The 13112-nt window shown below is 46.0% G+C and carries 13 protein-coding genes; 6 read left to right on the plus strand and 7 right to left on the minus strand.

What is annotated here, in order from left to right; genetic code table 11:
* Nucleotides 1-33: 33 nt before the first annotated feature.
* The 5 genes from FOT42_RS14245 to rpsA all read right to left on the minus strand — a co-directional run bounded on the left by FOT42_RS14245 (nucleotide 34) and on the right by rpsA (nucleotide 4683).
* The gene (locus FOT42_RS14245) at nucleotides 34-939 is read right to left on the minus strand and encodes a ribonuclease Z (protein WP_151891208.1); all 906 of its coding nucleotides are present in this window, start codon (nucleotides 937-939) and stop codon (nucleotides 34-36) included.
* Nucleotides 936-1268, minus strand: coding sequence for a ribonuclease Z (locus FOT42_RS14250; RefSeq protein ID WP_151891209.1), 333 nt, complete (start codon nucleotides 1266-1268; stop codon nucleotides 936-938). The genes FOT42_RS14245 and FOT42_RS14250 overlap by 4 nt, the downstream gene beginning before the upstream one ends.
* A gap of 1 nt (nucleotide 1269) precedes the next feature.
* Nucleotides 1270-2196, minus strand: coding sequence for an aspartate carbamoyltransferase catalytic subunit (locus tag FOT42_RS14255; protein ID WP_151891210.1), 927 nt, complete (start codon nucleotides 2194-2196; stop codon nucleotides 1270-1272).
* Between the two features lie 4 nt (nucleotides 2197-2200).
* On the minus strand, nucleotides 2201-2737 hold the full coding sequence (pyrR, locus tag FOT42_RS14260; protein WP_151891211.1) for a bifunctional pyr operon transcriptional regulator/uracil phosphoribosyltransferase PyrR: 537 nt from the start codon (nucleotides 2735-2737) through the stop codon (nucleotides 2201-2203).
* 113 nt (nucleotides 2738-2850) lie between these two features.
* Nucleotides 2851-4683, minus strand: coding sequence for a 30S ribosomal protein S1 (rpsA, locus tag FOT42_RS14265; protein ID WP_151891212.1), 1833 nt, complete (start codon nucleotides 4681-4683; stop codon nucleotides 2851-2853).
* A 259-nt stretch (nucleotides 4684-4942) separates the two neighbouring features.
* On the opposite strand from rpsA, the gene FOT42_RS14270 reads away from it, so the two are divergent.
* The 3 genes from FOT42_RS14270 to FOT42_RS14280 all read left to right on the plus strand — a co-directional run bounded on the left by FOT42_RS14270 (nucleotide 4943) and on the right by FOT42_RS14280 (nucleotide 7402).
* A complete protein-coding gene (locus FOT42_RS14270; protein WP_151891213.1) occupies nucleotides 4943-5323 on the plus strand; it encodes a LysM peptidoglycan-binding domain-containing protein in 381 nt (126 codons plus the stop codon).
* Nucleotides 5324-5569: 246 nt separating this feature from the next.
* The gene (locus tag FOT42_RS14275) at nucleotides 5570-6343 is read left to right on the plus strand and encodes a hypothetical protein (RefSeq protein ID WP_151891214.1); all 774 of its coding nucleotides are present in this window, start codon (nucleotides 5570-5572) and stop codon (nucleotides 6341-6343) included.
* Between the two features lie 291 nt (nucleotides 6344-6634).
* A complete protein-coding gene (locus FOT42_RS14280) occupies nucleotides 6635-7402 on the plus strand; it encodes an NADase-type glycan-binding domain-containing protein (RefSeq protein ID WP_151891215.1) in 768 nt (255 codons plus the stop codon).
* A 65-nt stretch (nucleotides 7403-7467) separates the two neighbouring features.
* Here the strand turns inward: FOT42_RS14280 and cmk are convergent, their stop codons facing one another.
* Together cmk and lon are read right to left on the minus strand one after the other, a co-directional pair.
* Nucleotides 7468-8166: a (d)CMP kinase gene (gene cmk / locus FOT42_RS14285; RefSeq protein WP_151891216.1), complete on the minus strand. Its 699-nt coding sequence runs from the start codon at nucleotides 8164-8166 to the stop codon at nucleotides 7468-7470.
* Nucleotides 8167-8219: 53 nt separating this feature from the next.
* A complete protein-coding gene (gene lon, locus FOT42_RS14290) occupies nucleotides 8220-10670 on the minus strand; it encodes an endopeptidase La (RefSeq protein WP_151891217.1) in 2451 nt (816 codons plus the stop codon).
* A 216-nt stretch (nucleotides 10671-10886) separates the two neighbouring features.
* On the opposite strand from lon, the gene FOT42_RS14295 reads away from it, so the two are divergent.
* Genes FOT42_RS14295 through FOT42_RS14305 form a run of 3 tightly spaced genes read left to right on the plus strand, consistent with a single transcriptional unit; the run spans nucleotide 10887 to nucleotide 13086 of the window.
* On the plus strand, nucleotides 10887-11444 hold the full coding sequence (locus FOT42_RS14295) for an RNA polymerase sigma factor (protein WP_151891218.1): 558 nt from the start codon (nucleotides 10887-10889) through the stop codon (nucleotides 11442-11444).
* Nucleotides 11445-11447: 3 nt separating this feature from the next.
* Nucleotides 11448-12008, plus strand: coding sequence for a hypothetical protein (locus tag FOT42_RS14300; protein ID WP_151891219.1), 561 nt, complete (start codon nucleotides 11448-11450; stop codon nucleotides 12006-12008).
* A complete protein-coding gene (locus tag FOT42_RS14305) occupies nucleotides 11989-13086 on the plus strand; it encodes a DUF4097 family beta strand repeat-containing protein (RefSeq protein ID WP_151891299.1) in 1098 nt (365 codons plus the stop codon). The genes FOT42_RS14300 and FOT42_RS14305 overlap by 20 nt, the downstream gene beginning before the upstream one ends.
* The last annotated feature ends 26 nt before the right edge of the window (nucleotides 13087-13112 follow it).

Below are 13112 nucleotides of genomic sequence, written 5' to 3' on the forward strand. Positions count from 1 at the left end.
ATCTGGGAATGGTTGCTTTACAGGCTGTATGTATCAGAATTCAAAAACCTTTCCATCGTCTGCCAATTCCACCTCTGAAAATACCTCTTGCGCTTCCTCCTTAAAAAGTTCGATGGATTTGTACCTTGTGGAATAATGTCCCAAAACCAGACATCCCACTTGGGCCTGCTGGGCAATCTGGGCCGCTTGTTTGGCCGTGGAATGTTTGGTCTTTTCGCAGAGATGGGCCTCGGTCTCCAAAAAAGTGGACTCGTGATAGAGCACGTCGACGTTAGTTATCAACGGTAGTATACTTTCCTTGTAGGCCGTATCACTACAATAGGCATAGCTTTTCGGTTTTGGTGGGTCCAAGGTGAGTTTCACGTTGGGAACTATATTGCCGTTCTTGGAAATCCCATCGGCACCCTCCTTAATTTTGATGTATTGGCTCCTATCGACTCCAAAAAGTTTGGCGGCCTCCACATCCAAAGTGCGGGGGGCCTCTTTTTCCCGGAACAGGAACCCATTGGTGTAGATTCTATGGTCCAGCGGGATGGTATGCACACTCACTTTATCATCCTCAAACAAAAGTGCTGTTTCCTTTGATTCGATCTCATGGAAAATCAAGGGAAAATTGGTCCATGAATCGCCCAATTTCAAAAAAAGAGTAATGGCTTCCTTGATGCCCTTGGGTCCGTAAACATGCAGTTCTGTTTCCCGTCCCAAAAGCCTGAAGGTAGATATCATCCCGGGCAAGCCAAAAAAGTGATCGCCATGGAGATGGGATATAAAAATGTGCTTGATCCTGGAAAACTTGACCCGATACTTTCGCAATTGCACCTGGGTGCCTTCGCCACAATCGATCAAAAAAAGATGGTTCTGTATTTCGAGCACCTGGGAGGTGGGATTGGTAAACGTTCTTGGTGTCGCTGCATAACAACCTAGAATGGTCAACCTCATAGATCCAGATCCCTTTCTATTTCCTCCATTTCAATGAGGTCCTTGGCCTCCTGTAAGGTGGGCACCAAGCTTATCTCATCGGGGGTCTCGTCATAGGAAACCTTGTCCGTAACTAAAACAAAGGATTTTCCGGAATTCTTATGCGTATTCGAAATGTCCAAAAACTCCAAGATGTCATTGGCCGTGAGTTTATTGAAAGAAAACAGGTTGACGACAATATTGTCGTGTTTCAATTTGGGGTAGGCGTTCTTCAGGTTTGCCATAAAGGTGGAAAGCGAGGTTTTCTCCTGAAAAACAATGGTGGTAGTTCCTTCTTTGTCGAAAATCATCTTACTTAATTTTTGATGCCAATAAATAGAGTACTGCCATGCGGACGGCCACTCCGTTCTCCACTTGGTGGAGAATGATGGACTGGTCGGAATCCGCAACATCACTTGTGATCTCCACCCCACGGTTGATGGGCCCCGGGTGCATGATCACAATCTGTTTGTCCAAGCTGTCCAGCAGCTCCTTGTTCACCCCAAATTGCTGGGTATATTCGCGGGTAGAGGGAAAATAACTGATGTCCATCCGTTCGTTCTGGACACGGAGCATATTGGCCACATCACACCATTGCAGGGCCTTTCTCAAATCCGTTTCCACAGTGACACCCAAAGATTCAATATGCTTGGGGATAAGGGTCCTAGGGCCACAGACCTTGACATTGGCCCCTTGCAGTTTCAATGCGAAGATATTGGAAAGGGCCACCCTGGAGTGCAGTATGTCCCCGACAATGACCACGTTCTTCCCACCGACATCGCCCAGTTTTTCCCGTATGGAAAAAGAGTCCAAAAGGGCCTGGGTAGGGTGCTCGTGTGCCCCGTCGCCTGCATTCACTATGGCTGCCTTGACGTGCTTTGAAAGGAATATGCCCGCTCCGGGATTGGGATGCCGCATCACTACCATGTCCACTTTCATGGAGAGGATATTGTTCACCGTGTCGATGAGGGTCTCCCCTTTTTTCACTGAGGACTGGGCCGCGGAAAAATTGACCACATCGGCGGACAAACGTTTTTCGGCCAGCTCGAAGGAAAGCCGTGTCCGCGTGCTGTTCTCAAAAAAGATGTTGGCAATGGTGATGTCCCTAAGGGTGGGCACTTTTTTTATGGATCGGTTGATGACCTCCTTGAAATGGTCCGCTGTTTCAAAAATGAGCTCTATATCCTTCTTGTTCAGATATTTGATTCCCAGCAAGTGATCTACACTCAATTCGCTCATTGTTCTATTTGCTTACTAAATATACAATATCTTCCCCGTCATTTTCTTCCCACATCACCTTCACTTTTTCTTCGTTGATGGCGTCCACCTGCCTGCCCCTGTAATTGGGCTGTATGGGCAAATGTCTGCTGAAACGTCTATCGATCAAGGTGAGCAGTTCGATGCTCTTCGGTCTTCCAAAGGATTGTATTGCCGTGAGGGCAGACCTTATGCTCCTTCCCGTGTACAGCACATCATCAATGAAAACCACTTTTTTGTCCTCGACCAGAAAGTCCATTTTAGTGGTATTGGCCTTTAGGATCTCCCCGCGTCCAAAATCGTCCCTAAAAAAGGTAATGTCCAAAAAACCTAGGGAAATGTCCTTCACCTCGTACTCCTGTTTCAGGATCTTGGCCAACCTTTCGGCCAAAAATACGCCCCTTGGCTGAATGCCTATGAGTGCCGTATCCGTGAAGTCCAAATGGTTTTCCAATAGCTGACAGGCCAGCCGGTGCAGTATGATGTTGATTTCCTTTGAAGTGAGAAGTACTTTTTGGCTCATAGGTTGTGCGACCGACTCTGTTGTATGCAAAAGTAAACAATTCTTTAGAATGGCAACGACACAAAAAAAGCCCCACTGTTTCCAGTGGGGCTTTTGTTTTAAGGAAAACCGGATTACTTTTTCTTGGAATCGGCCTCCATTTTATCCTTCAATGCTTGCAACTGGGAGTTGGCATCACCAAGGGTGGGTGCCGCCTCATCGGAAGAGGAAGACCTCTTCTTGGCCGCTTTTACATTGTTCTCTTCTTGCTCTCTAAAGATAGCGGTGTGGCTGGCCACAACTCGTTTGAAATCTTTGTTGAACTCGATGATCTTGAACTCTACTTCTTCACCTTTCACCAATTTCTTGCCATCTTCTTTTTCCATGTGGCGTTGTGGAACAAATCCAACAATATCCTCATTGAAGTTGATGGTAGCTCCCTTGTCCACTACTTCTGCAATGGCAGCTTTGTGGATGGTTCCTTCAGCAAACTCCTCGGAGTACTTGTCCCAAGGGTTCTCTGTGGTCTGCTTGTGGCCTAAGCTCAACTTGCGTCCTTCCACATCCAACTCAAGAACTTCCACTTCCAAGGTGTCACCAACGGTAACGAACTCGGATGGATGCTTGATCTTTTTGGTCCAAGAAAGGTCGGAGATATAGATCAACCCGTCAATTCCTTCTTCCAACTCTACGAATACGCCAAAGTTGGTGAAGTTACGAACGATCCCTTTGTGCTTGGATCCCACTGGATATTTGGAAGTGATATCGGTCCATGGGTCTGGGGTCAATTGCTTGATACCCAAAGACATTTTACGATCTTCCCTGTCCAAGGTAAGGACAACGGCCTCTACCTCGTCACCAACGTTCACGAAGTCTTGGGCAGAACGCAAGTGCGTTGACCAGGACATTTCGGAAACGTGGATCAGACCTTCAACACCTTCAGCAACTTCGATAAAGGCACCGTAGTCGGCAATCACCACTACTTTACCTTTTACTTTGTCACCTACTTTGATCTCATCCCCAAGGGCATCCCATGGGTGTTTCTCCAACTGCTTAAGACCCAATTGGATTCTTGACTTGTTGTCATCGAAGTCAAGGATAACCACGTTCAGTTTCTGATCCAACTCAACAACTTCGTTGGGGTGGTTGATCCTACTCCAGGAAAGGTCGGTAATGTGGATCAAACCGTCCACGCCACCTAGGTCGATGAACACACCATACGAAGTGATGTTCTTCACGACACCTTCCAATACTTGACCTTTCTCCAATTGGCCGATGATCTCTTTCTTCTGTTCTTCGATGTCCGCTTCGATCAGGGCTTTGTGGGAAACCACTACGTTCTTGAACTCGTGGTTGATCTTCACTACCTTGAACTCCATGGTCTTCCCTACGTATTGATCGTAGTCACGGATAGGCTTCACATCGATTTGGGAACCTGGCAAGAACGCCTCGATTCCGAAAACGTCAACGATCATACCACCTTTGGTCCTACATTTTACGAAACCTTGTACGATTTCTTCCTTGTCATGGGCGGCATTGACGCGATCCCAAGCCATGATGGTCCTTGCCTTTCGGTGGGAAAGCACCAATTGACCGGTCTTGTCCTCACGGATATCTATGAGTACCTCAACCTTGTCACCAACCTTTAGGTTGGGGTTGTAACGGAACTCGTTCAAGGAGATCACCCCTTCGGATTTTGCATTGATGTCGATGATGGCCTCACGGTCGGTCATGTGCACCACTTTTCCTTCGACTACTTCCTCATCGGCAGTGTCCACAAAATTTTCCTCCACAAGGGTCTCGAATTCCTTGAGCTTCTTGTCATCTACGCGCTCAATTCCTTCTTCATACTTGTCCCAATCAAAATTGGCCAGGAATTCCTGTGGATCTTGTTTGGGCTGTGTTTCTTTTACTTCTGGTGCTGCGGCAGTTTCTGTTGCCTCAACGGTTGTTTTTTCTTCAGCCATGTGCTGATTCAAATTTGTATTCCGCGCTTTACAAGAGTTGGACAATCACCGCGAAAGTGGTTTTTAAAAATGTTCCTGTTCCCTTTTCCTCTTGCTTCCTTGCCAAAAAGGTGTGCAAAAATACAATTAATTTATTGATTCACAAAGCCTATGGCACCGAAGGTTGACGTAAAGAAAGTATTACCATAATTTAATGGTAAAATAAGGGCATTATGGTTATATTGAGGGTTCTAATTGTTAACTATAAAATAAGAAAAACATGAGCGCAAAAGCAAAGTATCAGCCTGTTCTGGACCTCGGTCTCAAACTGAACATAAAGGATGGTGATGTCACCGAGGACGGTGGTGTCCTAAAAATCAAGGGAGTGGCCGCCACACCTTATGAAAAGAACATCCTGTGGGACAAGATAAAGGAGATTGGGGGCGAGAAACCTTTGGACATCAAGGCCAACATCACTGTGGCGGACGACTCGGTCTACCACAGGCATACCGTGAAAAGTGGGGAATCGTTGAGCAAGATCGCGAAGCACTATTATGGGGATGCCATGAAGTACAACAAAATCTTTGAAGCGAACACAAACATCCTGAAAAACCCGGATGTGATCCATCCCGATCAGGTGTTGGTGATCCCTAACTTATAGAGTATTGTCACATCGAGCGCAGTCGAGATGTCTTTTGGTTCTCGACTGCGCTCGAACTGACATTTAAAGAAAGGCGCCCAAAGGCGTCTTTTTACTTTTTGGAAGATTCTCCATCAATTTCAGCTTGTGTTCCATCAGATCAAAAGGCGCATCCATCAATTCCCTATTATTTTTCCCCATAACTATCCTTACTTTCAATATTTCATAAACAATGCACCACGGACCAATCGGGCATTGAATGGAAAAATGAAACACATCCATATACTTGTTGTACTGCTATTTGTTTTGACCTCATGTTTAAGTGAAAAGAACAAGTCGGAGAAAAAGAACGAGACAATCCAATCTGCACCCATTGAAAAGGGACAGGAAATTTCCAAGGAAATCGTTCCAACCGATACAATGCCGCCCCAAATATCATTGGACGGACATTTGGACACTTTGGATGTCAAAATATCCAATATGAACGCTTCTGAATTTGAAATCCCAGTTGCTTCATCCGATGGAAAATATGTATTGGTCAAGTTCTATATTTATTCCTGCTGTATTGATTATGGCGATTTCTTTCGTTTATACCATCAAAATGAAGAAGTGTGGACCATCCAGACCTATCCGGCCGAAGACACCCGCTGGTCGGATGCCAATTTTGACTCTGTCAATATCCAACTCCATCGACTTTTGAACACCAGAAGTTTCGCAGAAATGCAGCCAATCCACACATACACTATCGATACTTTGGAAAACACTTCAAGACTTTCATTGTCCATCAAGTTCAACCTGAACAATATCAACTATAAAAGTGACACCTTTCACATTGAAGCCATCGACTATGAAAATAGCCGGTGTTGTCAAGGTGGATATATTGAGGAAAACTATGTTTGCAAGATACTTCCTGAAATCAGGGCTATTTGGGCAGATGCCCGTTTCAGAATAATCCTGCTTGAATATGGAATTATCCATAATCTTAATGGCTGTGATCGTGGACCCTTTTTCAAAACTGTACATATAAATGAAGAAAATTAAATTTTCAACATTGCCTTGCTCCTCTTCACCATTGTCCCTTGAACAAAGTCGTGATTGACTTCTGGTTTCCCCCATAGGCTTGGAGTGATTTTCTTTCCGTCCAAAATCTGATCCGTCAACCCAAAACAACCATTTATCAATCCAAATAGGGTCTCCATAAATTCACGAGGACACATAGGGCAGAAAAAGCTAATTTCAATTCTTGGGATGCCTGTTTTGATAACCTTTGCCCAAAAAAGAGCGAAGCAAATTCAAACCATGCGTACCAACATATCAAAAAAACAAACGAACATGAAACTGATTTTCATACTTGGATTGATACTGATACCGCAAATGGGGATTTCACAAATCAGCGAGATTGGGCCGTCTACCATAAAACTTCTGGACTTGACTTTTCAAGGGGAAGAAGAGTTTAACAAAAATCGGGCGGCGGCGCAGCAAGTGCTGGCCAAGATGAGAAGACTAGGGGTGGAATTTGGTGAATTATCGCAAGAAGATCAGCAGATATACATGAAAGATCCAGAGACAATGGGGAGTTATTGGGACATTCTTGGCGGAGGATGTAGCTGGTATTGCGGTGGCGGCCCAAAGGACATCACAGCCTCAAGTTATTTAAAGCAGCAAGGCGGCATGGACTACACACCTCTGAATATACATGATTCAGACTATAAGCATGTGTGGGCCGAAGGAGTGGACGGTGACGGCATTGGGGAATATATATTGTATACTTTTAGTGGAGCCTCACCACGGATCAATGAAATCATCGTGGTAAATGGATATGTCAAAAGCAAAACTGCCTGGGAAAACAACTCGAGAGTAAAAAAATTAAAAGTGTATGTCAATGACAAACCGTACGTCATTTTACACCTTCAAGATAGCCGAAGTTCACAGCATTTTAGAGTAGATCCCATTGGAAATGGCGACCGGGAAGACACTGATGCCCTTCTGGCAAAACCCGACTGGACCTTAAAATTTGAAATACTTGATGTATATAAAGGATTAAAATATGATGATACCGTAATTTCGGAAATCTATTTTGATGGTCTAGATGTCCATTAAGTTGTGAGAACATCTTTGCTTCTTTAAGAAAGGGGAAACTTTAAAAACGCCACGGTGTCGACCCCTCACTTTTGCTTCGCAATCACCCGTTGCGAAAAATCGTAAATGCGTTCAAACTGTTCTTCCAACCCCATATCGCCATTATCGAACTCAATGGCATCCTTGGCCTTTTTTAAGGGGGAAACAGTGCGGGTGGAGTCAATCCGGTCCCGTTCCTGCACATTTTTGAGCACTTCTTCATAGGTGACCTCCTCCCCTTTGTCCAACAATTCCTTATAGCGTCTTGCTGCCCTCGTCTCTGGGGATGCCGTCATGAACAATTTGAGCTCCGCATCGGGGAAAACCACAGTGCCGATGTCCCTTCCGTCCATCACAATGCCCTTGTCCTTGCCCATCTCCTGTTGGATCCCGACGAGCATTTCACGCACTTCCTTGATGGCGGCCACTTTGCTTACATATCCGGAAACTTTCATGGACCGGATCTCCCTTTCCACATTTTCGCCGTTCAGGTGCATTTCCGAAATCCCCAAATCCGTATTCGGGACAAACTTGAGCTTTATCTCTGGTAATTTTTGGACCAATGCAGCTACCTCTATCTCCCCTTCGGCATCAATAAGTCCATGGTTGAGCGCATAGAGGGACACGGCCCTGTACATGGCTCCCGTGTCCACATAAATATAGCCAAGGGTCTTGGCCAAACGTTTGGCAATGGTGCTCTTCCCTGTGGACGAATGTCCGTCTATCGCAATCGTAATTTTTCCCATGCGCCAAAAATAGGCAGAAACGCCCTTATGATCATATGACGACCGTCATTGAATTATAGGGTCTTCGCATTTTTCACCTTCTGTCCCGTAATGGCAATGTCGATGACCTCGCTCATATCCGTGACATAATGGAAGGTGAGCCCTTTCAGATATTCTTCCTTGATTTCCTCAATGTCCTTTCTATTGTCCTTGCACAGGATGATCTCATTGATCCTGGCCCTTTTTGCGGCCAAAATCTTTTCCTTGATCCCCCCAACGGGCAATACTTTGCCGCGAAGGGTGATCTCGCCGGTCATGGCAAGGCTCTTTTTTACCTTGCGTTGGGTAAAGAGCGACACCAAGGAGGTCAACATCGTGATCCCTGCACTGGGTCCGTCCTTGGGTGTGGCACCCTCGGGCACGTGGATGTGCACATTATATCTATCGAACACATCGGGGTCGATACCAAAGGTATCTGCGTTGGACTTGATGTATTCCATGGCTATGGTCGCGGATTCCTTCATCACTTTGCCCAAGTTCCCAGTGATGTTCAGCATCCCCTTTCCTTTGGAAAGAATGGATTCGATAAAAAGGATGTCGCCGCCCACACTGGTCCAGGCCAAGCCTGTGACCACACCGGCCACTTCATTGTTCTCGTACTTGTCGCGCTCCAATCGGGCAGGCCCCAACACCTTTTCCACATCGGCATCGGATACTTTCACGCTGTACTCCTCCTCTATGGCGATGGATTTTGCGGCATAGCGCACCATTTTGGCCAATTGTTTCTCCAGGTTACGTACCCCGGACTCGCGGGTGTAGCCCTCCACTATCTTCTCCAATTGGCGTTTGCCGATTTTCAGGTCCTTGGCAGAAAGCCCATGTTCCTTCAATTGTTTGGGCAACAGGTGCCGCTTGGCAATCTCCACCTTCTCCTCTATGGTATATCCCGTCACATTGATGATTTCCATACGGTCCAGCAAAGCGGGTTGTATGCTGGACAGGTTATTCGCCGTGGCGATGAACATCACTTTGGAAAGGTCGTAGCCCATTTCCAGGAAATTGTCATGGAACTCCGCATTCTGTTCTGGGTCCAACACCTCCAACATGGCAGAGGAGGGATCGCCTTGATGGCTGTTCGACAATTTATCGATCTCGTCCAAGATGAAGACCGGGTTGGAAGTTCCAGCCTTCTTCAAACTTTGGATGATACGTCCCGGCATGGCCCCGATATAGGTTTTTCGATGACCACGTATCTCGGCCTCATCACGCAAGCCGCCCAATGACATGCGCACGTATTCCCTACCCAAGGCTTCTGCCACGGATTTGCCCAAAGAGGTCTTGCCCACACCCGGAGGTCCGTACAGACAAAGAATGGGCGATTTCATATCGTTGCGGAGTTTCAACACGGCGAGGTATTCTATGATACGTCGCTTCACATCTTCCAGACCATAATGATCCCTGTCCAAGATCTGCTGTGCCCGTTTCAGGTCAAACTTGTCCTTGGAATATTCGTTCCAGGGCAGGTCGAGGATCAGATCTAGGTAATTCCGCTGAATGGAATACTCCGCCACTTGGGGGTTCATACGCTGCATTTTGGCCAGTTCCTTTTCAAAATGCTCCTGGACGTTCTTGTTCCATTTTTTCTTTTTGGCCTTTATGCGCATTTCCTCCACCTCTTCTTCATAAGATAGGCCACCAAGTTCCTCTTGGATGGTCTTCATCTGTTGGTGCAGGAAGTACTCTCGTTGCTGCTGGTCCATATCGCTGCGCACCTTGCTCTGGATATCGTTGCGCAGTTCCAGTTTCTGAAGTTCCATGTTCATGTACTTCAAGGTGGCCAAGGCCCTTTCCTGAAGGTTCGGGATTTCCAGCAACTGCTGCTTCTCCGCAACGCTCAGGTTCAGGTTGGAGGACACAAAGTTGATCAGGAACGAATTGCTCTGGATGTTCTTGATGGCAAAAGTGGCCTCACTGGGAATGTTGGGGTTGTCCTTGATGATCCTAAAGGCCAGTTCCTTGATGGAATCGATGATGGCCTCAAATTCCTTGCTTTTCTCATCGGGCCGTATCTCTTCGGCCTCCTTTACCTTGGCGGTCAAATAGGGTTTTTCGGTGACAATGCTCTCTATCTGGAACCTCTTTTTTCCTTGGATGATGACGGTGGTGTTGCCATCCGGCATTTGGAGCACCCTTAGGATGCGGGCCACAGTACCCAAGGTATTGATATCGTTAACCCCTGGGTTTTCGGTCTGCTCGTCCTTTTGGGACACCACACCTATCGTTTTGGAGCCATTGTTGGCATCCTTGATCAGGTTGATGGACTTGTCCCTTCCCGCAGTAATCGGAATCACCACCCCTGGGAACAAAACGGTATTTCGTAGGGGAAGCACGGGCAAGGTATCCGGCAGTTCCTCCTTGTTCATCTGTTCTTCATCCTCAGGGGTGAGCAGCGGAATCAATTCCGCATCCTCATCCAATCCCTGAAGGTCAATATTGTCAAATCTTGATATTTTCATCTCTCCCATCTCTTCTTTTCGGTCATTTTGTCATAATCGACAAAAATCCAACTTTTTTATTCAGTAACAAAGCTTCTGGAACACCTTATAAATCAATGGTTATGGTGAAATCGAAGCTTATGGCCACTCCTAAAAGGCAATTCCTGTGCCATTGGAAAATAAATTTTAAGAAAAAAGTGTAACAATTGGTAAATTCCCTAATCTATAAGACAAACCATTCATTTTTTGAGCCACCAAAATGAACATATTGATGCACTGCTCCAATTGTGCATGCAGGGAAAACAAAGTGCACAAATGGAGATCTACAATCGCTACTATAAGGCCATGTACAACACTGCCTATAGGATTGTAAAAGATCCCGCCGAGGCGGAGGATGTGATGCAGGAATCGTTCCTGAGCGCATTCACCAAGATGCATACATTCAAAGGAGACGTCACCTTTGGGGCATGGCTGAAGCGGATCGTGATCAACAACAGCATCTATCAGTACAAAAAGCAGCAAAAAAACAGGACTGCGGATTTGGATGATATCATGTACAAGGTCGAAGATAATGATGGAGTTGCTTCAGACCAGAATGGTTATACTGAACTGAAGGCTCAAAAAGTGATGGAAACCATGAAAAGTTTGAAAGACAATTACAGAGTTTCTTTGACCTTACATTTGATTGAAGGATACGATTACGAAGAAATCAGTGAAATAATGAACATTAGCTATGCTAATTGTAGGACCACGATCTCAAGGGCCAAAGAAAGTTTGAGAAAGAAGTTGACCGTAAATATGTAGAAGATGAGCAAGGATAGTTTAGACAATTTGTTTGGGAGGCTCCAAGGAGAGTTTGATGTAGAGGAGCCACAAAGTGGGCATCAAGAACGGTTTTTGGACAAACTGAACCGTGCCAAGGGTACGGTTTCCATCCACAGGAAGAAAAACTCATGGTGGAAGCCCCTCTCCATCGCTGCCTCCGTGACAGTGGTGGCCATACTGGGATATCAGGCCTTCGGGCCAACGCCCAGCATCAAACAACAGGTGGTGGAGATCGCTCCCGAAGCAGGCCGTACAGAGTTTTACTTTGCCAACCTCATTGAACAGCAAGTGCAGCAGTTGAAGGACGAGAAATCACCCGAAACGGCACAGTTGGTCGATGATACCTTGTCCCAGTTGCAACGGTTGCAAAAAGATTACCGATCGCTGGAACAGGACTTGGTCAACGGTGGGGACAGCAAGATCATCATGAACGCCATGATCATCAATTTCCAGACCCGCATTGACCTTTTAAGAGAAGTTTTGAGCCAAATAGAAAATATCAAGAATTTAAAATCACAAAATGATGAAAGCTTTACCATTTAAAAAGATTCTTTTCACCTTGGCTTTGATTCCCATGGCCATAAGCGCACATGTGGACAATGACAACTTGAACGGCAGGTACACCAAGGAAAAGACCATTAAAAAGGAGTTCAATGTCAATGCCGATGCACTTTTCAAAGTGGACAACAGCTATGGCAACCTCAACATTACCTCTTGGAACGAAAACCGGGTGGTGATAGAGGTCCAGATCAAGACCAACGGCAACAACGAGGAACGGGTACAGGAACGATTGGACGAGATCAACGTGGATTTTGAGAACAGTTCCAGCTTGGTTTCTGCCAGGACCCTTTTTGGCAACAGGAACAACAACTGGGGGTGGAGCTGGGGCAAGCGCAACAGTGTCAGCGTACAGGTGAACTACACCATCAAACTGCCCGTGAAGAACAACGTGAGCCTGAGCAACGATTATGGCAGCATTTTCTTGGACCGTATCGACGGACACGCCAAGATCAAGTGCGACTATGGCAAAATAGAAGTGGGCGAACTGCGCGGGAGAAACAATGAACTCCGATTCGATTACACCTCACGGTCCACTTTCGACTATATCAACAGTGCCGAGATCGTGGCCGATTATTCCGGGTTCACCATCGGAAAAGCGGGCAACCTGATCATCAAGGCCGATTATACCAATGCCGTGATCGAAGAAATGGAAAACCTCGAATATTCCTGCGATTACGGATCGTTAGAAGCAAAAAACGTGAAGAATGTTAGTGGTAATGGCGACTACATCGGGATAAAACTGGGTACCGTACATGGCAATGTGGGCATCTCCGGGGACTACGGTTCCTTGAAAATCGACCAAATGACCCCAGATGCGGGCAACATCCAAATACGGACAGATTATACCGGCATCAAAATAGGGTACCATCCGGAGTATTACTTTGACTTTGAGATCACCACTGAATATGCCGACGTGAGCGGAAAGGATGATTTTGAGATCAACATCAGCAAGGAAAAATCAAGCGAGAAGTATTACAAAGGATACTACGGACGGGAAAACTCCGGGAGGACAGTGAGCATCACCAGCGATTATGGAGGCATTACATTTTATCAAAACTAAAACATCATATCAAAAAACCATTTTAA

The sequence above is a fragment of the Flagellimonas hadalis genome (genome assembly GCF_007785775.2).
In the GTDB taxonomy this organism is placed as follows: Bacteria; Bacteroidota; Bacteroidia; order Flavobacteriales; family Flavobacteriaceae; genus Flagellimonas; species Flagellimonas hadalis.